A 19291-nucleotide genomic window follows, 5' to 3' on the forward strand; every position below is an offset into this window, starting at 1 on the left:
GAAGGTATGGATACAATTTACATTATTAGTGGACTCCTTTTAATGCTCATCGGAATTGTAGGGAGTATTCTTCCTGTTTTACCAGGCGTACCCATTAGTTGGTTAGGGTTGTTGGCTCTTTATATGGCCCCATCCATCCCCTTTGATAGCTTTTTTATTACCGTTACAGGAATTGTAGCAATACTGCTTTATATATTAGATTACATCATCCCTGCCATTGGCACCAAACGCTTTGGAGGTAGTAAAGCAGGTGTTTGGGGCACCACTATCGGATTAATTGTCGGTATTTTAGCTCCCATCCCCTTCGGAATCTTAATCGGTCCTTTTTTGGGCGCTTTTATAGGTGAAACAGTATTTAATAAAACAGAAAGCCCACAGGCTTTCAAAGCGGCTGTGGGCTCTTTTATTGGTTTTTTAAGCTCTACTTTTATAAAGTTTATGGCTACTGCTGTGTATTTAGGCCTTTTTCTTTACAAACTGTTTGTGTATCGTGATGTCCTTTTTGCGTAAAAAATTACATCCACACTGTTTTGGCTTCAATATTAGATTTGCGGTATCCTTCCGACACTTTCTCGTCGTATTTCCCTACATAGAAAAAGCCTAGACAACGTTCGCCTTCTGCTAGGTTGATAAACTCACCCATATACTTTACAAGTCCTGGAGAACTCCAATAGGCACCTATAGAAAGTGATTCAGCAACCAACCACATGTTTTGAACCGCCATAGCTGTCGCTGCAATTTCTTCCCATTCTGGAATAGATTCATTCGGATCTCGTTGCATGCAAATAGCGATGATGCATCCTGCTTTTACTGGATTCTCTTTTAGTTTGTTGTATTTGAACTCGGAAAATGTTTGTGCCGTTTCTTTAAATTTTTCAGCTAAAAATAGTCCTAGTGCTGCTTGAGATTCTCCTTGAAACACTTTGAAACGCCACGGTTCAGTCTTTTTATGACTCGGGGCCCAATTAGCTGCTTCTAGTAATTGTTCTATTTCACTTTCTAAAATCGGTTCTTGATTGTATTGATCTGGAAAAACAGATCGTCTGTTCTTTATTATTTCTGAAATCATTTCTTTTTTTTGGACCTTAAAGGTACAAAACAACAAAAAAGAGTTTCCCAAATTTTCTTTAAAGTATGTTTAATTTTTTAAAAGAAAACATAGGTTTTATAATCGCTAAAAGAGGTTCGTTATAAGAGTAAAAAGACACGAGAAATAAAGGTGGAAAATCTAAAGTTAATTTAGAAAAAGTTCCGAAATGTTGTCGGTAATACGCTTCGGTTTCATTGTTTTTTTATCCAATAAACACCAAATAGTTTCCGAAGAAACAAGCAAAACATCATCTCTGTAAATAAGTACTTTTCGGGTAGATTTTACGCCTTCATTTTTTTCGACCCACGTAGAAATGGTAATGGTATCGCCTTCAAAAGATTGGTGTAGGTAATCAATTTTATGCTGCAGTACCATCCAAATCAATTGTTCTTTCATTTCAGAAGTGGCAAAGGTATTCCAATGCTTTTCTGAAATCTCTTGAATCCACTTTAAATACACTACATTATTCACGTGATTTAAAAAATCGGTGTCTTCAGCGGTAACTTGAAACGAATTGCTAAAAACTATTTTGTCGTCTGGAATCGTTACTTTCATTATTTTCTCTTCGGAAGGTGAGGTATTCAGTACAGACTACTAAATTACAACTGATGCCTTTATAATCCAAGGCGTTCGAGCACTTCTTTCTTGTAAGTTTCACCTATCGGAATTCTAAAATCTTCAATCACTATTTTCGTTTTCTGAAGGGATTTTATATACTTCACATTGACAATAAAAGATCTGTGAACACGTAAAAAAGAAGCTTCTGGTAGTTTGTCCAAAATTTCTTTGAAGCTTAACAAGGTAAGAATTGGTTTTGTTGAAGTAGTGGTATATATTTTAATATAATCTTTCAACCCTTCCATAAATTTTATATCTTGAATATTAATTTTAATATTCTCATATTCAGACTTTACAAAAATAAAATCACGTTCAATATCACTTTCTTGTAGTGACGAGGTTTCTTTAACTTCGGATGTGATTGGACTTATTCTTTCCGACTCAAATTTTTCTTTAGCGCGTGAAATGGCTTTCAGAAATCGATGAAAAGGAATGGGTTTTACTAAATAATCGGTCGCATTTAATTCGAAACCTTCCAATGCATATTCGGGATAGGCGGTTGTAAATATAAACTGAGGTAAGTTGTCTAATGACTTTACCAGTTCAATTCCTGTAATGTTTGGCATTTCAATATCTAAAAACACTAAATCTACTTGATGTTTGTTTAAAATCGTAATCGCAGCCAACGGATTGGTACACTTCCCTACAATCGTTACCCCTTCAACTTTCGTTAGGTACGACTCAACAATCTCAATTGCTAAAGGTTCATCATCAATTATGAGACATTTCATTTACTGTAGTGTTAAATTAAGGTCTACGATATATTTTCCTTCTTTTTCTGAAACTTCTAAGGTATGCATCCCTGGATATAGCATTTCTAAACGCTCTCTTGTGTTTACAAGTCCAATTCCAGAATTTTCAGTATCGGCTTTTCTATTTCCAATTAAATTGACGCACGTAAACGACAAATTGTTCTCTGACACTGTGATTACAATCTTAATTTCAGTATTTCCTTGATAGTCTGTACCGTACTTAAACGCATTTTCAATAAACGAAATTAAAAGCAAAGGACGCACTTTTTGAGCACCAACATTTCCTCTAATATTAATGGTTACATTTTCTGCATACGCCAATCGCAACCGTTGAAGCTTAATATAGTTACTAATATAGTCTAATTCTTCCTGTAATGGAACGTATTCGTTATTGGCGCGATACAACATATAGCGCATTAATTCTGAAAGTGTAATGACTGCTTCAGGAGCGTTGCTTGCCTTTTTAGTCGTTAAAGAATAAATGGTATTTAACGAATTAAACAGAAAGTGTGGATTGATTTGATTTTTTAAAAACTGAAGCTGCGTTGTGGTTCGAACAGATTCTATCTCTTTTTTTCGCGTTTCATTTTTGTTCCACTCCATATACATTCGTATAATGGTACCAATCAATATAAAAGAGACATTTAACGCGACTGGAATTCCTCTCCAAGAAGAAAATCTTGGGGGTTTTCTATCGCCGTTAAACGGTTTGAGATGTTGTTCAAATGGTTCGAACACCTCTCTATAGTATTGGAAAAAAACATATGAGATTATTAATATGAGTCCGATACTAACTAAATAAAGGGCTGTCTTTTTTTGAAGTAATAATTTTGGAACTAGAATAAGAAAGTTGATGTAAAAGAACAAAACATCTACGCCAAGTCTAACCCAATAAAAAAGTGGAACACTTCCTCTTTCAGAATACATCTGGAAAGAAGTAACAAACAAAAGTACACTCCAACATAAAATATGGATGATGATTTGTTTATTTCTTGTAAAAAAGGAGGACATGGAGAGTTGGGGCTATAATTAATTACAAAGAAAGGAAATATTATTCTCTTTCAATTCAGAAAGGGTTATGCTTGGGTTTTCTTTTTTTTCAATTTTACGTTTTATAAGAGTTCCTATGGTTTGGGCGTCTTCAAACGTGCAAAATGCTTTCTGTTCTTGAATTGCAGGAATAAAATCTTGTTTAATCACTGTTTTGTTTTTAACCGATACCGAATACCCATAGCCGTCACCCACAGGATGCACCGCTACATTGACTTCCGAAGGAATTAAAAAATAGAACAATAACGAAATTGTGGCTACTAAAAGGAAAGAATGAAAACAAAATTTAATTAACTTCATTAGGTGTGTCGTATTTTTTTAAACAAAAAGACCAAAGAAACCTATCTGTATTACCATCTTTATTAAAATACATCTAGGAGACTTTGGCTTACAAAGGGAGTTACAAAACAAAAAAATTAATCATCCTCATTGAGTTCTTCTTGCGGAAAAAATTCATAGGTATCGTCTAAATAAAGACTTCCCGACCTTCCTAACAAAACAAAAGCCTTGTTATTAGTACTTGTAAAACTGATTGCATCTTGTCTCGCGGTAGCTTCTAACGCGGTTAATTCTTCCCACGTATCGCTTACCGAATTATACTGCCAGGTACTTCCTAAAACGCCACCGCTATATCCGCAGGAAACATATCCAAGACCATTCAACGAAAAACCTAATGCATTAGAACGTGTTATGTAATAGTCTTCATCGTAGTCTAAGTCATTTTTCTTTTCCCATTCTCCAGTAGCAGGTGTAAATTCCCAAACATCGTCTACATACAATCCGTTGTTTACACCCGTTACTAAATACACTTTATCGCTAATGGTAAAGGTTGTTGCGTAACGTCTTTTAGAACCTCCATACCCAAAAACTTCTGTCCATTCGTCTGTGGTTGGACTGTATTCCCAAAAATCCTTACGATCATTGTCGCCATCAAAACCAGTACCTATATAGCCTTTTTCACCAACAGCAAATGCTACAGAACCTCTTCTGTTTCCGCCGCTAAAATCTGCTTTTTGCGTCCAACTATTACTACTTGGACTATACGCCCAAAAATCATTTAACTCTGAAGCCGCTTCGGCATCGTATCCTGTTCCTATATATCCTGTATTAGAAACAGAAAATCCAACCGCAGAACTACGTGCAATTCCGGGGAAATCTGCTTTCTGAACCCAAAAATCACCATCAATATCATACGCCCAAAAATCGGTAAGATAATCGTCTCCATCATATCCTGTTCCTACATATCCTATGTTATCAATGACAAAACTTGCAGCACTACTTCTTGGAGCACCATCAAAAATGGATCGTGAGGTCCAGTTTCCAATATCTGTATCGTCATCGTCTGAGGAACAACTTTGTGTAACAAGAGCAAGTGTCATTGCTGTTACTACCATTAAATAATTTACGCTTCTATTCATTTTACAATTTATTTTTTCAAAACTCTTTTGTGATGATCACTTTTCGCAAAACCACAAGGCAAACATACCTCGTTAGATGGCTGAAAAAAAAAGAAATGGACAGAGTGGCAAAATGTATCTACCAACACTTAGATTGTGCTGATTACTTGTATAACACGCTGTTTTTAGACACTTCTGAAGCGTTTGACGATACAATTTGGGCATTGGTATATAATATTTTAAACACGACTCCTCTTCGAGTAGGTTTGCTCAAAAAAGCGAATGAAATACCTATTGTGCATTCCGATACTACTTACCATTATTGCTTGTAGCAATGACGGAACTTCAGAAATTGGTAACGATTGGATAGACAGTGAAACCACTTTCTTATCAATAGACACCTTAACCGTAAGAGCAGCGACACTAAAGTTTGATTCTATGGTTGTTTCTGGAGAACGACTTTTAATTGGCTCGTATGCAGACCCTGTTTTTGGACGCACGAATAGTGAATCTTACTTTCAGTTAGAATCCCCTGGGTATGATATCGACAATGAAGCCATTTTCGATTCTATTGCCTTAATTTTAAAGTACGACAACTACTATTATAACGATACCATTTCACGTCAAAAATTCGATGTGTTTGAAGTGGTAGACAATATAAAACCGAGTAGTGATGATTACTTTTACAACACAACTACATTTAATTATAACACTTCAAGAATTGGGACTAAAATTTTTGACGCAAGACCTAAAGGAGCCGATTCACTTCATATTTCGATAGATGCTGCCTTTGGCAACGAGCTTTTTTCAAAAATACAAGACAATGACATTACGAATATTGATGAGTTTTTAAATGAGTATCGAGGATTGCTTGTACAACCAGACACTATAAACAATACAGCAGTCTTAGGATTTAGTAACGACAGTTATCTGCGAATTTATTACACCATTGAAGACGAAGAAGGAAACCTTGAAGAAACGTGGGATTTTCCAATAAGTAGCACCAATTCTTCCAATCATATTTCTAGTTCGCATGAAGGCACTGTATTAGAGAGCTTAACCGATCAGGAAATGATTCTTCCAAGTTCCGAAACTTCAAACACCGCTTTTATGCAATCGGGCGTGGGAGTGCTCACTAGAATTGAATTTCCGTATGTAAAATCACTTTACACTATTACTGGAACAGGATCTATTGTAGAGGCAAGCCTCAACATATCCATTAAGAAAAACGCTTCCACAATAAACCTGCACACTAAAGACTCATTGGCTTTATACATCATGGACGCCAACTCTGACGTCGTTTCTGATTTGTTAGATTATTCTGGATCTGCTGTGTATGGAACCATTACTGAAGAAAATTCAGAATTCAACATTACCCGATATAGCATTCCTATAAAAACCTTTTTAGACACAAAACTTAGTGAAACCACAAACAACGATAATTTGTACCTCGCTATTTATGCTCAAGATTATTACAATTCTGTAGACAGATATATTTTATATGGAGAAAATAATTCGGACCAAAACAAATTAAAATTAGAACTCACATACGCCATTTATAATGACAATTAAAGTAACATCCCTTTCCCTACTCTTTTTTATAAGTGTTAGTGCCTTTTCACAAACAAACGACTTGTCTAGTTCGCCATATTCATTATATGGATTAGGATTAAGAAATAATTTAAATACGGGGGAAGCAAATACCTTAGGAAAAACTGGAATTGCATCACATAGCACAAGTAGTATCAACGGTTTAAATCCAGCTTCTTTTGCTTCCTTTCACTCTAACAGCTTTCTGTATGACATCGGTGTTAAAGTGCAACAAGAAACCTTAGTAGAAGGCGGTGTAGATGAAAGTAGAACCAATGCAAATTTTTCAAGCCTTGCGTTTGCCTTTCCTGTTTCTAGTAAATTTGGGGTTGGATTAACATTACTTCCTTTTACCAATGTTGGATATTTCGTTTCAGGAGTTCCGAATGAAATTGAAGGATCTAACGAACAGTTCAATTCAGATATCTATGGTTCTGGCGGACTTAACGATATTAAAATAAATGCAGGGTATAAAGTAACAGATAAATTAAGCGTTGGGGTAAGCGGGTCGTATCTCTTCGGAAAGATTGAAGAAAACGAAACAAATTATTTTCAAGACAATGTTCTTTACGTGAATGAAGAAAATTTTTACAGTGGTTTTCAACTTAAAACAGGCTTGCAATATACCTTTAATTCGAACTTTTCTTTTGGAGCGGTAGCAAGCTTACCAACTAGCCTTAAAGGAGACCAAGAAAACACTGTGACCTTATCGGTTGCTGATGCTGTTGGAACGGTTGAAGAATCACAAAAAGACTTGGATGCCTTTAAACTTCCCTTAGAGATTGGTCTTGGAGTGGAAACCAAATTAAAAGAGAATCTCTCCTTCAACATCGATTATACAAGACGTTTTTGGAGCGCCACCAACCAAACAGATCAGAGTGGAACGTTTGTAAATCAGGATATCATTGGTTTGGGAACGAAGTATATTCCAAATAAAAACAGTACCAATTATTGGGATCGAATGAACTACAGAGCAGGATTAAATTTTGACAGCGGAAGTATCGAAATAAACAATACCAGAGTTAGTAATTACGAAGCTACAATTGGATTAGGAATCCCTTTCAGCAAGAAAAACAACTCCATGCTTAACGTAGGGTACTCGTATGGAGTACAAGGGCGTGTCGCTAATAATCTTATTCAGGAAAACTACCACCTTCTTACGCTCAACCTAAGTTTGGAAAACATCTGGTTTGTAAAACGATATATTGATTAAAGAAAAAAATTAAACACTAGGCATTATAAATAGTTTTTTAATGGCATCGGAAATTCGTTTAGGACGGAGTCAATTTTTATCCAACAAACACCATAGTGTTTCTGAAGCAACAAGCAACGTATCGTCTTTATAAATCTGAACCTTTCGAATCGATTTTACACCTTCATTTTTATCAACCCACGTATAAACTGTAACTTCATCACCTGCAAATGCTTAGTGTTTAAAATCAATTTTATGCTGCAGCACCATCCAAATAAAACTATTTCTCATCTCAAGAGGAGCTGTGGTAATCCAATGTTGTTCTGAGATATCCTGAATCCACTGCAAATACACAATATTATTAACGTGCTGTAAATCGTCAGTATGTTCTTTCGTGACCTGATAGGAATGACTAAATAAGATTTTATCGTCTAGAAGGGCTGTTTTCATTGTTTTTCTTTGGAATTAAAAAGTGATGTAAGGTAGGTAAGAAAGGCCCTAAAACAAAAAAAGCCCATCCATTTGGATAAGCTCTTCATCGGTTTACTACATAAACCCTCCGCCACATTTAAGACGGACAACACAACGCGTTTGCGCTCCCTTGCAGAAGGGAACCTCCTCATATAACCTGAGAAGTATTTCAAAATATCCCCACTTTCGTGGGGACGTTGGCGGTCTGGACGAGACTCGAACTCGCGCATTTAACTAACTAACAATTAATCACTTATACTATATAAATTAATTAAGTGTGCCGAATTGTATTCCTTTGAGGTAATTTTCTATACTAAGTTACCTAAATTGTTTAATTTTAAAATCTCCCCTTTGATTAATTTCAAATACAGTTTTTTTTAATGAAATTGCAGGCTAAACTTATTTCTAGCTAGCACATGAATTATAATACAGATATAAACATCCTTGGTGGCATCCCTAACTATCAATTATTGTATATAGGCTTACCTCTTTTGATAAGTAATGAAGCTAGCTTAAAACAGGTGTTAGTCAGTAAGAATGAATATAATTTTAGAACAGAAAGATCCCGCCAAAGATTTTTAACACTTTTAAAGTCTGCTCTAATTTCTGATAATGAAAAAATAAATATGCTTGCATCTAATCTATTTCAATTTCTAAAAGATGACGAACCTTCTCAGGCTTTATTATTCTTTTGGTTGTTTAGTTTAAATAACAAATTGTTCTATGAGCTAAATCGTGATGTATATCTAAAGTTTTATTTCCAAGGTAGAATGGAATTTCCCAAAGAAGATGTTATTGCATACCTCAAGGATTTAATTTCAAGAACTCCCGAATTGAAAGGAAGGTGGTCTGACAATACAATAGATACTATTGCTTACAAATATCTCTCTGTACTCAAAAAGCTTCATCTACTCAAAGGATCTAGAAAGAAGACTTTTGAACTTGTTAATGTAAATGACAAAATGCTTGCAGTCTATTTAAATCTATATAGCTATTTAAAGAATACAAAGTCTAACTTTTTGGATGATGAATTTTCTAGTTTCTCATTTACGCCAAAAGAAAATTTAGTTGAGCGGATAAAAAGAGTAGCAAAAAAGGATTGGATTATAATGAATTTTGCTGGCAGCAACTTGAAGATTGAAAACGCCTATGAACCTAATGATATAATAAATGGCATATTTGGAAGATCATAAAGTCAAGTTTGATGACTTGAAAATTAGTCTAGATTTAAAAAATAGGAATCAGCTCAGACGCGAAGCCAATGGTGGGAATAGTATTTTATTCACATACCCTCCTGTTGAAGAAAAACTTTACATACAAAAAGCTAAAGAATTATTATCAAATACAGAGTTTAAGTTTATTGATATTGCAGCATTACTAGTTGAGTTTATAGATTCCGATGGGTGGAATGATTTTAAAGATTACTATGAAGATTTTTCATTAACACCTCATATTGTATTTAATTCTGATGATGGAGCTATAGATTTAATGGACTTGATTATTCGAGAAATACTAGAAGCAGAGAACTCCAACTTAACACCTGTGCTAATGCGTACAGGATCACTTTATGGAACGGGAATAGAAAATGTAAACATCATGGAACACAATTCCGTTATGGGCCTTAAACAGCCTTTGATTATCTTCTATCCAGTAAAAATAGAAAATGATAATATTCTTTTTCTGAACTTTAAGCCAGCATCAAAATATCGATGTACTATAATTGATTAATTCAACCTATGACATTAATAAAAGACACTTTAGAACTAGACTTAAAAGAAGATATTAAAAATGTGATTGACTTGCAGGATCAGTCTGAAAATGCAATACAATCTGAAATTGAATCCTATATCGTCACTGATGGATTAGGACAACATATTTCAAAATTCATCACCCTTTATACCAGTAATATTAAAGAAACGGGTGTATGGCTATCTGGATTCTATGGATCTGGTAAATCTTATTTTGGAAAGATGCTTGGTTACTTAATTGATAACCCTAAGATTAATGGAACACCTGCAATTGATAGGTTCTTACCTAGATTGAATGGTGTAGAGAACCAAAGTCTTATTGAAAATGATATTAGGAAATTAAGTGCTATAAAAAGTAAAGTGATATTTCTTGATGTTGCTAAACAAAACACTGACAATGGTCTTGCTTTCACATTATTCGCCAATTTCCTTAAGACGTTAGGGTTCAGAGAAGATCTTTATGGGTATATGGAATACGAACTTTTTATAGATGGAAAGTACGAACTACTTCAAAGTAAATCTAAAGAATTGTTTGGAAAGGAATGGGACGAAATTAGAAGTAGTAATAGGGAAATAGCAAAGGCTATGCGCCGCTTTTATGCGTCTATAGATTATACGGATGCAGAGTATGAAGATACCAAAAAGACCTATGAGATTGCTATAGAGACATTCTCATCATCTAAATTCAAAGATGAATTAGAGAAATATCTAGTTAAGTGCCCAGAAGAAACTCTAGTATTTGTTTTTGATGAAGCTAGTGAGGCTATAAGTCAAAAGAAATTTACCCTGCTTGATTTAGAAGGGTTGAGTGAAAGTCTTTCAAGCATTAACAAAAAGGTTTGGACCATTGCTATTGCTCAAGAAAAGCTCGATGATGTAATAAGTAATTCAAATGTTAGTAGAGCTAACTTAAACAAAGTAACCGATAGATTTAAAAGTAAAATTCACCTAGAATCAACTGAAGTTGATGTGATTATTAGAAATAGATTACTTAAGAAAAATGAGAAAGATCATAAAGCATTAATTGACTACTTCAAGAAAAATGATGGATTAATTAGTGACACGACTAATCTAAAATCCAATTTCCCTACAAAAACAGAGTCAGCTGAACAATTTGCTACATATTATCCTTTTCATAAGTATCAATTCGCATTATTACAGAAATTTCTTTTCAGCTCCAATGCACTAGTACAAAACCAGATTGCAGCTCGAGGAATGATCATTACTACATTCGACATATTAAGGAGAGAGCTAAAAGACCAAGAGCTTTATAACTTCGCAACTGCACAAGACCTCTGTAGTGAGGCTCAAACATCTCCCCCAGCAGATCTAGTAGGCAAGTATGATACTGCAAGACAGATTATTAAGAATAAAGAAATAGATCTTGATGGTGAACACTTATTGAAATGTATTCATTTTATTAATGAGTCCATATTGGTTTTACCAACAGTTGAAAATATTACAAAATCCTACATTTCCGACAGTGCTAAATACTATGATATTAAACCATTCATTGAAGATGCACTTACTATCCTAGTGGAGTCAAAAATCTTATTGGTCTCAAATAACAATTATAAGATCACATCAAACCTGGAGGGCAAGCTACTTGAAGAAATGAAAGATTTCGATGTGGCACTATTTATTAAGAAGAGAGAACTTGTTACCTATCTTAAAAAAATTAGTTTGTTCCGTCAAGTAGGTGTTTTAACAGAAGACTCTGTAGCATATAATTTTAATATCATTACAGATCTTGATGATGAAATCATAAGTTCTAACAATAAGAATCTTAAGCTAACCGTATACAGTCTTTTTAATATTAATGAAGATCGTCAGGATTTTATTGAGAGCTTAAAATTGGACACTCAGTATTCAAAAGATACTATTACGCTTGTTCCGGACAATAACAACTTTAAAAAGATAGATAAGTTAATTGATGAAGTAGGACGCTTCGCTTTGATGGAAGAAAAGTATGGTAATGATAGTGACTCTGAGACAAGAAAAATTATTAGAGAATTTTCTACCATCAAAGATGAAAAAGAGAAAGATCTTATTTCATTAATAGATGCTTCCTATTCTAACGGATCTCTCATTTACTTGTTCGATGAAATCCTATTGAATAAAGATAATTTTAAAGGCAACGTTAATGAAGTTCAGCGTAAACTCATTAAAAACATTTATACCAAAAGGTTATCTAGTCAATTATCTGAAAACATTGGTTCCAAATTAATTAATGAGAGTAGTGATGAAAAACTCCATCGATATTTTTCAGGAGATGAGTTTAAGTTTTTTGACTCCAAAGGCAATTTTACGGGTGACCACTTAAAAGTAGTTGAAGAAATAACTTTAATAATCAACAATCGTTATATTGATGGGAAAAGTCTTGAAGATGAATTATCTATAGCTCCTTGGGGTTATTCTTATGGAACAATCTCTACTGCGCTAGCAACACTTTTCAGAGCAGGTAGGCTTGTTGTTAAGTTTAATGACACTGAGTACTTTTCATTTCGAGATAAGCCTTCCCACGAAGCATTTAATTCTAGTACTAAATTCAAATCAGCGCGTTTTAAATCAATAACTAAAACCCTATCAGCAGAGCAAAAGAATCAGCTAGTACAGGCTTTATTAGATCTAAAATATGAAACTCATACCGATCAAAAAATTAGTTGGACGTCAAGTGATTTTGATCTTGCAAACGCAGTAACACAGCTAGCAGAACATTTTATTAAATCAATCGACACACTCAGCAATACACTACCAGATTTCGATAAACTATTTAGCAAGGTGAAGCAACAGAAGGATATATTACAAAGCTACTCTTCAAAAACAACAGAAGGAAACTACATTGACAAGGCGGAGGATTTTCTGGATAACAAAGTTGAGTATAGCAACTCAATAGAAAGCATCGTTACAGCTGAAAAATTCATCAAGAAAAATCTAGAAAAAATTAAAGGGTTTAAGCGTTTTGTTATTCAAGTGAATGATGAATTACAAAAGGCAGGGATTACAGAAAACAATACTATTAAAACCAAAACATTCGAGTTTAATGAAGCTTACAAAAACGATGTAGTTGGAAATTTTTCTGAAGTTCAAAGTGCTGCTCAAGCTATTAAGGATGAATATTATCTATTAATGAGCTCAAACGCTAAGAAAATGACTAGCACGTACCAGGAACTGAAGGATAAAGCCTCTAAAGTAGTTCAAGATCTAAATAGCAATTATCCCAAGGATCTAAATACAGAAGCTTCTAGAAAATTGAATGATCTTATTCAGTATTGCAATTCGAAAATTGTAAATGATATCAAGCTTGAATACCATATTGAATGTCAAAACTGTAAATATTCACTATCTGATATATTAAATTATATTGATCTAGGGCCTATAAAAGAAACAGATCTGCAGATGATTGAAGGTAGTTTTGTTAAAGAAGCTCCTACTCCTACCGATCCAAAAAAGCCAAAACAACCTAAAAAGTTACAACTTAATATTACCAAAAAAGTAATGACTACATCTGAATACAGAAAATTACTTTCAGGGCAATTGCAGGCTATGTCAGGGATGGATAATGATGATGAGATAGAACTAACCATTAACAACTAAGTCTTTTGAAACTACACGATCACGTTGAACATATAAGAGCTCTAATTTATAAGTCTTTCAATAATCAATTTGCAAGACTAGGTGTAGGAGCTACTAAACTGGTGACTCTAGATAAAATACCTGAACCTCTTCATAATAAAAGAGAGAAAATTGAGGTGTTAATAAGAAGTCACGAAGGAGAAACAGGAAGTTATGAGAGTGCCAGAGAGAAAGCCTTAGATGAATTGTCATTTACCCTATTTAATCGCTTAGCAGCTATTAAAGTGATGGAGGCTCATCAATTATTTCCACCCATTTTAACAAAGCAAGCTGAACTAGGTGACCGCTCTTTTGGGCATAAAGTATGGCTAGAGCAGCACCCTCAGATGCGTGATGAAGAATTGGAGGGGCTGAGACACTACTTTAAGGACGAATTTAATACGTTGGGAGAATCCATCCCATTGTATCATAAAAGCTATCCTTACGCCCTCCTACCCTATGTTATTGATCTCAATGAGATTGTAGAAGCATTTAATTCAGTTGAAAAAGATGCTCAAATTGAAGACGCTATTTGGGAAAGTGATGATATTTTAGGGTGGTTATATGAAAGTTATAATAATGCTAAAAAACAAGCCCATAAGGACAGTGGCGATAAAACTGAATTTGACAAAGTAAGCTTGCAATCACAGGTATATACACCCAGATGGGTAGTAGAGTTTCTAGTGAATAATTCATTAGGGAAGCTCTATCTGGAAATGTATCCAGACTCTACTATTTCAACTAGGTATAAAATAGCTAATGCACCTACAGAGCAAGTACGAAAGATAAAACCTTTACATACGGTAAAGCTTATAGATCCTGCATCAGGATCTGGAAATTTCTTATTGTATGGTTTTAATTTCTTTTATGATTTATACCAGGACCAAATTGATAATTATGGGGCGGAATATAATGAAGATGATATCCCCCAACTCATTATTGAACATAACTTATATGGGATAGATCTAGATGATCGTGCCATACAGTTAGCACAATTAGGCTTGTGGATCAAGGCAAAACAAAAAGTGCGCACCACCGGACAACTTAACTTTAACATAGTTTCCTCAGACTTTTACTTACCTGAGTTTGAAGAAGTACAACCCATTTTTAAAAGTGGTACAACGAACTCAAAGCAGCTTCAGGTCATAGAGGAAATTTGGGGAGATCTACAGCAGGCTTATAAATTTGGTAGCTTGGTTAAAATAGAAGAAAAGCTGAGTCTACAATTTCACGGCTTGATCGCTCAACAAGGCACAACTCTTTTTGGAGAAGAAGAAGTAGAAGAATACGAGCGTTTTAAAGTTGAGTTCTTTAAAAACCTAGAAACAGCTGTTACTAAATTTGCAAGCCAACAAGGGAACTCCTTTTTAACTGATAAAACAAAGGATGCTATTACCTTTTTAAAACTTCTTACACAGAAGTATGATTTGGCTACGGCAAATCCTCCCTATACTGATAGTGGTGATTTTGGCCCAGAGCTAAAAAGGTTTATTGAGAGCAATTTCAAGAAACCCTATAAATTTAGTACAAATCTTTACGCATCCTTTATAAAAAGATGTTTTGAATTGACCAATTCAGATGGGAAAATAGCTATGATCCACCCTAATACATTTATGTTTATTAAAACTTTTGAAAATCTAAGGGAATATTTGTTAAGTCATTCGCAAATTGAATTACTTGTAGATTATGGACTGGATAGGGTTAACCTTTTTGGAGGAGAAATTTTATTGGACTCCAACTGTTGGTATGTCCTTGATAAAACTAATAAATGTGATGAAGGATTATTTTTTAACATTTCTATAAACCAGCAAGAAAAAACAAAGAAAAACTCCTTGTTAAAGGCGGTTGAAGATTCATTAAACAATAATCATAATGATCGATTATTTAAAATCAATCAAAATATTTTTAGAAAGATTGAGAATTACCCTTTTATTTATTGGATTAGTAAAGATTTCAGAAAAAAGTTCAGCCAAAATCCTTTAGGTTTAAAAAATAAAGTAGTGACAGGCTTGATGACTGGAAACAATTTACAACACCTAAGGTTTTGGTGGGAAGTTGACAAGGACAATTTGTCAGATTATTATCCAAAGGACAGAAAAAAGTGGGTTTTTTATCAGAAAGGAGGGCCATTCCAAAAGTGGTTTGGAAATAACTGGACAGTTGTGAACTACAGCAATGATGGAAGAGAATTAGCTACTACTGACAATAAAGAATATTACTTTAAAAATGGAATATCGTATTCAGCTTCAGGTCAAAAAGGAGCTAGTTTTAGATATATTGAAAATAAATTTTCCTTTGACAAAGGAGGTCCGTGTATCATTTGTTTAGATGAGAAAATAAATTTGAATTACTTATTAGGATTTTTAAATTCAAAACTAGCCAGCTATATTATTGGTTGTTTAAATCCAACAGTAAATAGGCAAGTTGGGGATTTAAGAAGATTACCAATTGCTTATCCAAATGAAGAAACATTATTGAATATTGAAACTTACGCAAAGAGAAATATTGATATTTCGAGAAGTATTGATGTGTTTTCATTATTTAGTTATTATAAGAACGATCAATATATAACCTCAAAATGGAATGAAGTCGGGAAGGGTATTAAACTAAGATTTTTTTATGAGAATCATATTATCACACAAACTCTTTTAAACGAATCCCTCATTAATGAAAAGGTATTTGAAGTATATGAATTGACTGAATCAGATAAAATATTGGTATTAGCAAAAGAAGGCGAAAGCATTGGTACTTTACCTGTAACCAAAGAAGCTAAGCAAGCATATTTAGAAAATGAAATTGAAGAATTTTCATTAGATAATATACGAGAATACATTCAAAACCTACCCGAAAAAAAATTCAGCTCAATTGAGAGGGAAACTATAGAAAAGAAGTTTCCAAGTTTATACCTAAACAACAACGATCTGGAAGAGTTTTGTATTCGCCACCAAATCAACCCTATAAATGTTTGGTATTGGTTTAAAGAAAGTAATGTAGTACCCAAGCAGCGTATGAATGATCTAGCTATGGAGTTTCTAGCAGATCTATTACGTGATATATTAATGGAAGATGATGATGGCATCATACCCTTGGTACCCAATGCAGGTGAAAAGGTACTGCTAGATCGCATTGAAGAAAAATTTATTGAGAAAGGGTTTACAATGGCTCAATACTCCAGTTTCGATAGTATTTTGGGTAGGGAGTTAAATGATTATGTCAACAATCACTTCTTTAAGGCATTTTCAGATCACCTTAATCTATTTATGTACTTACCTAAAACGCCATTTATCTGGCATCTAACCAGTGGTCCCGAGATGGGATTTGATTGTTATATCATAATATACAAGTGGTCCCGAGACAAATTGCTTCGCATACGATCTATATATTTAGAAAATAGAGAACGTTCCCTTATTAACCGTCAAAGTGACTTAGCTAATGACACCTCTGCTAAAGCACAAAATGAGAAAGAAATTATCTATCTTCAACTTAAAGAAATTGAATCTTTTAAGGAGAAAATAGACACCTTACTTGAAGAAGGATATAATCCTATCTTGGATGATGGTGTGGGTAAAAACATAGCACCCTTACAAGAAAAAAAGATGTTATCTTATGAGGTATTAAACAAAGGTCAATTGAAAAAATATTTAAATGCAGATTGGTAATATGACAGAGAAAGCTAGAAAATTTCAATCATTATTTAAACATAAAAGTTTTGCCCAATTACTAAATACTAGTGGTTCTTTAGAAGAATTATATAATACCTTAACCGAAGATGATGTAAATGACTTGTTTGACATAAATGTAATTTTTATTAGAAGTAGTTCGCCTTCTTCGAAGATAGAATTAGATGAAGTTAATATATCAGGAAGCTTAGTGCTCATCAATTTTGATGCTAACCAGTTTAAGTTATTACTCCCAAAGGAAGTGTTAGCCATTATATTACATGAAATTGGGCATGTATTTAATCCTGAAATTAAAGACATGGAGGGAGAATACGTAGCAGATGCATTTGTGAAATCTAAAGGATATGGCAAATGGATTATTTCAAGCTTAGAAAAGGGAGTTAAAAATAAGTGGCTTGGTTTTGATAAAATCGAATGTGATTTACGCATACAAAAACTCAAGGAATAAAATAAATTATGACACTTAAAGATACCATACAACAACTTGAAGGAAGACGTCTTGAATTTAAAGAGGTAATTCCTACTAAAGCTGAATTGGAGAAGACTATAGTAGCCTTTTCTAACGATGCTGGAGGAGTTTTGTACTTAGGGGTTAGAAATGAACCCAGAGAGGCTGTGGGCCTTCCTGAAGCTAATCTAATGGAGATAGAAGAACAAGTAAGTAATATTATTCACGACAGATGTACTCCTGTAATTATCCCTGATATTTCAGTGGTTAGTATAGATGACAACTATTTGCTAAAAGTTGAAATTTTTAGAGGTAATCAACCCCCCTATTATTTAAAAGCTTCTGGGAAGAATAAAGGTACCTATATAAGAGTAGGCTCGAGTAACAGGCTTGCCACACCAGAAATTATTGCTGAATTGGAAAGGCAAAGACGTAACATATCCTTCGATTCCGAATTAATTTTTGACAAAGCACTTTCGGATATTGACATAGCTAACTTTAAGGCATTTTATAAAGAAAAGACTGGAGAAAAACTTGATGAAAATAGTTTAAAAAAACTACATCTAGTTGCAGCTCATCAAGATCAAATGAAAGCCACTCAAGCTTTGTTATTTTTTTCTGATGATCCTTTAAGAAAGGAAATATTCCCTTATGCCAAAATAGAATGTGGGAGGTTTAAGGGAGAGACTATGGATCAATTTATCGATCAAAAGACTATAGATAGTAATATAGCTTTACAAGCTGAAGCTGCCTATGAATTTGTTTTAAGACATATTAACAGAGGAGCTAAAGTAAAAGGAGTATATACCGAAACTCGTTGGGAATATCCTATTACCGCTATAAGAGAAACTATAAGGAATTCCATAGTACACAGAGACTATTCATTATCTGGCAAGGACATTAAAGTGGCTATATATGACGATATGATAGAAATAACTAGTCCTGGAACACTTTTACCTTCTATTAATTTTACTGAAATGGAATCTAGACAGTCTGATATTAGAAATAAAGTAATCGCACCTGTTTTTAAGAAGTTAGGTATTATTGATCAGTGGGGTAATGGTTTAAAATTAATAGCTGAAGAATTAAAGGAGTATCCAGAAATAGAATTTAAATGGTTTGAAAAGGGACTTCAATTTCAAGTGCAGTTTATAAAGAAAAATTATGTAGCTCCTAAGCCAGATAAAGGATTTGGGTTCTTAGTTGATGAATTTGGTCTTGATATCGATGCAATAGAAAAGAATTTAGGAGAAAGAAGTTTAGTGATTCTTAAAATGATGTTTGAGAATAGTAAAATCACATCTATTGAATTAGCTGAAGTAATTGATGTTTCTGAAAGTACTATTAAAAGAGATATAAAAGAACTTACAGATAAAAAATACTTAGATCGTAAAGGATCTAAGAAAGCTGGTGATTGGATTATTATTAAACAAAAATAAGATTAGTTATAATGTATATTATAGAAGGTCTTAATGAACATTTTAGATGATACTTTATATGACCTTTTAAATGACACTTTAAAAGAACAATTAATAAACTCTTTAAAGTAGTTGATAGATAAGAGTTTAATAGAGTACTTAACACTCTAATTAACAATCAATTTAAATGACACTTTAAATGATACTTTAAATGACACTTTA

Annotated in this window: 17 protein-coding genes; 10 read left to right on the forward strand and 7 right to left on the reverse strand. The window is 33.7% G+C overall.

Features of this window, described 5'->3' with window-relative positions; translation table 11 throughout:
- Positions 1-6 precede the first annotated feature (6 nt).
- Entirely contained in the window at positions 7-510 is a 504-nt protein-coding gene (locus BLQ00_RS02245; protein WP_093139929.1) for a DUF456 domain-containing protein, read from the forward strand.
- Between the two features lie 4 nt (positions 511-514).
- Here BLQ00_RS02245 and BLQ00_RS02250 read toward each other — a convergent pair whose 3' ends face one another.
- The 6 genes from BLQ00_RS02250 to BLQ00_RS02275 all read right to left on the reverse strand — a co-directional run bounded on the left by BLQ00_RS02250 (position 515) and on the right by BLQ00_RS02275 (position 4928).
- Positions 515-1069, reverse strand: a complete 555-nt coding sequence (locus tag BLQ00_RS02250) for a nitroreductase family protein (protein ID WP_093139931.1) — start codon at positions 1067-1069, stop codon at positions 515-517.
- Between the two features lie 165 nt (positions 1070-1234).
- Complete coding sequence (locus BLQ00_RS02255; RefSeq protein ID WP_093139933.1) at positions 1235-1645, reverse strand: acyl-CoA thioesterase; 411 nt, start codon at positions 1643-1645, stop codon at positions 1235-1237.
- A 59-nt stretch (positions 1646-1704) separates the two neighbouring features.
- A complete protein-coding gene (locus BLQ00_RS02260; protein ID WP_093139935.1) occupies positions 1705-2439 on the reverse strand; it encodes a LytR/AlgR family response regulator transcription factor in 735 nt (244 codons plus the stop codon).
- Positions 2440-3198 (reverse strand): sensor histidine kinase, encoded by a 759-nt coding sequence (locus BLQ00_RS02265; RefSeq protein ID WP_175445399.1) that lies wholly within the window; start codon positions 3196-3198, stop codon positions 2440-2442.
- Between the two features lie 291 nt (positions 3199-3489).
- Positions 3490-3810, reverse strand: coding sequence for a DUF4907 domain-containing protein (locus tag BLQ00_RS02270; protein ID WP_093139939.1), 321 nt, complete (start codon positions 3808-3810; stop codon positions 3490-3492).
- A 116-nt stretch (positions 3811-3926) separates the two neighbouring features.
- Positions 3927-4928 carry a Kelch repeat-containing protein gene (locus tag BLQ00_RS02275; RefSeq protein ID WP_093139941.1) on the reverse strand — a complete coding sequence of 334 codons (1002 nt, stop codon included), beginning with the start codon at positions 4926-4928 and terminating at the stop codon, positions 3927-3929.
- Between the two features lie 95 nt (positions 4929-5023).
- On the opposite strand from BLQ00_RS02275, the gene BLQ00_RS17435 reads away from it, so the two are divergent.
- The 3 genes from BLQ00_RS17435 to bamG are packed head-to-tail and all read left to right on the forward strand — an operon-like array spanning position 5024 to position 7710.
- The gene (locus BLQ00_RS17435; protein WP_139149348.1) at positions 5024-5239 is read left to right on the forward strand and encodes a hypothetical protein; all 216 of its coding nucleotides are present in this window, start codon (positions 5024-5026) and stop codon (positions 5237-5239) included.
- Complete coding sequence (locus tag BLQ00_RS02280; RefSeq protein ID WP_093139942.1) at positions 5190-6479, forward strand: DUF4270 family protein; 1290 nt, start codon at positions 5190-5192, stop codon at positions 6477-6479. The genes BLQ00_RS17435 and BLQ00_RS02280 overlap by 50 nt, the downstream gene beginning before the upstream one ends.
- Positions 6469-7710, forward strand: coding sequence for a BamG family beta-barrel-assembly machinery protein (gene bamG, locus BLQ00_RS02285; protein ID WP_093139943.1), 1242 nt, complete (start codon positions 6469-6471; stop codon positions 7708-7710). Before BLQ00_RS02280 ends, bamG begins: the two co-directional genes overlap by 11 nt.
- 213 nt (positions 7711-7923) lie before the next feature.
- Here bamG and BLQ00_RS02290 read toward each other — a convergent pair whose 3' ends face one another.
- The gene (locus tag BLQ00_RS02290; RefSeq protein ID WP_093139945.1) at positions 7924-8139 is read right to left on the reverse strand and encodes a hotdog family protein; all 216 of its coding nucleotides are present in this window, start codon (positions 8137-8139) and stop codon (positions 7924-7926) included.
- Positions 8140-8576: 437 nt separating this feature from the next.
- Here BLQ00_RS02290 and BLQ00_RS02295 point away from each other — a divergent pair, with 437 nt between their 5' ends.
- Genes BLQ00_RS02295 through BLQ00_RS02320 form a run of 6 tightly spaced genes read left to right on the forward strand, consistent with a single transcriptional unit; the run spans position 8577 to position 19090 of the window.
- Positions 8577-9353 carry a BrxA family protein gene (locus BLQ00_RS02295; RefSeq protein ID WP_093139947.1) on the forward strand — a complete coding sequence of 259 codons (777 nt, stop codon included), beginning with the start codon at positions 8577-8579 and terminating at the stop codon, positions 9351-9353.
- Positions 9340-9888 carry a hypothetical protein gene (locus tag BLQ00_RS02300; RefSeq protein WP_217629417.1) on the forward strand — a complete coding sequence of 183 codons (549 nt, stop codon included), beginning with the start codon at positions 9340-9342 and terminating at the stop codon, positions 9886-9888. The genes BLQ00_RS02295 and BLQ00_RS02300 overlap by 14 nt, the downstream gene beginning before the upstream one ends.
- Positions 9889-9896: 8 nt before the next feature.
- The gene (brxC, locus tag BLQ00_RS02305) at positions 9897-13505 is read left to right on the forward strand and encodes a BREX system P-loop protein BrxC (protein WP_093139951.1); all 3609 of its coding nucleotides are present in this window, start codon (positions 9897-9899) and stop codon (positions 13503-13505) included.
- Between the two features lie 5 nt (positions 13506-13510).
- Complete coding sequence (pglX, locus tag BLQ00_RS02310; RefSeq protein WP_093139953.1) at positions 13511-17182, forward strand: BREX-1 system adenine-specific DNA-methyltransferase PglX; 3672 nt, start codon at positions 13511-13513, stop codon at positions 17180-17182.
- Positions 17169-17651: a M48 family metalloprotease gene (locus tag BLQ00_RS02315; RefSeq protein WP_139149349.1), complete on the forward strand. Its 483-nt coding sequence runs from the start codon at positions 17169-17171 to the stop codon at positions 17649-17651. The genes pglX and BLQ00_RS02315 overlap by 14 nt, the downstream gene beginning before the upstream one ends.
- A gap of 8 nt (positions 17652-17659) precedes the next feature.
- Positions 17660-19090, forward strand: a complete 1431-nt coding sequence (locus BLQ00_RS02320; protein ID WP_093139958.1) for an RNA-binding domain-containing protein — start codon at positions 17660-17662, stop codon at positions 19088-19090.
- Positions 19091-19291: the final 201 nt, after the last annotated feature.

The sequence above is a fragment of the Ulvibacter litoralis genome (genome assembly GCF_900102055.1).
Classification (GTDB): domain Bacteria; phylum Bacteroidota; class Bacteroidia; order Flavobacteriales; family Flavobacteriaceae; genus Ulvibacter; species Ulvibacter litoralis.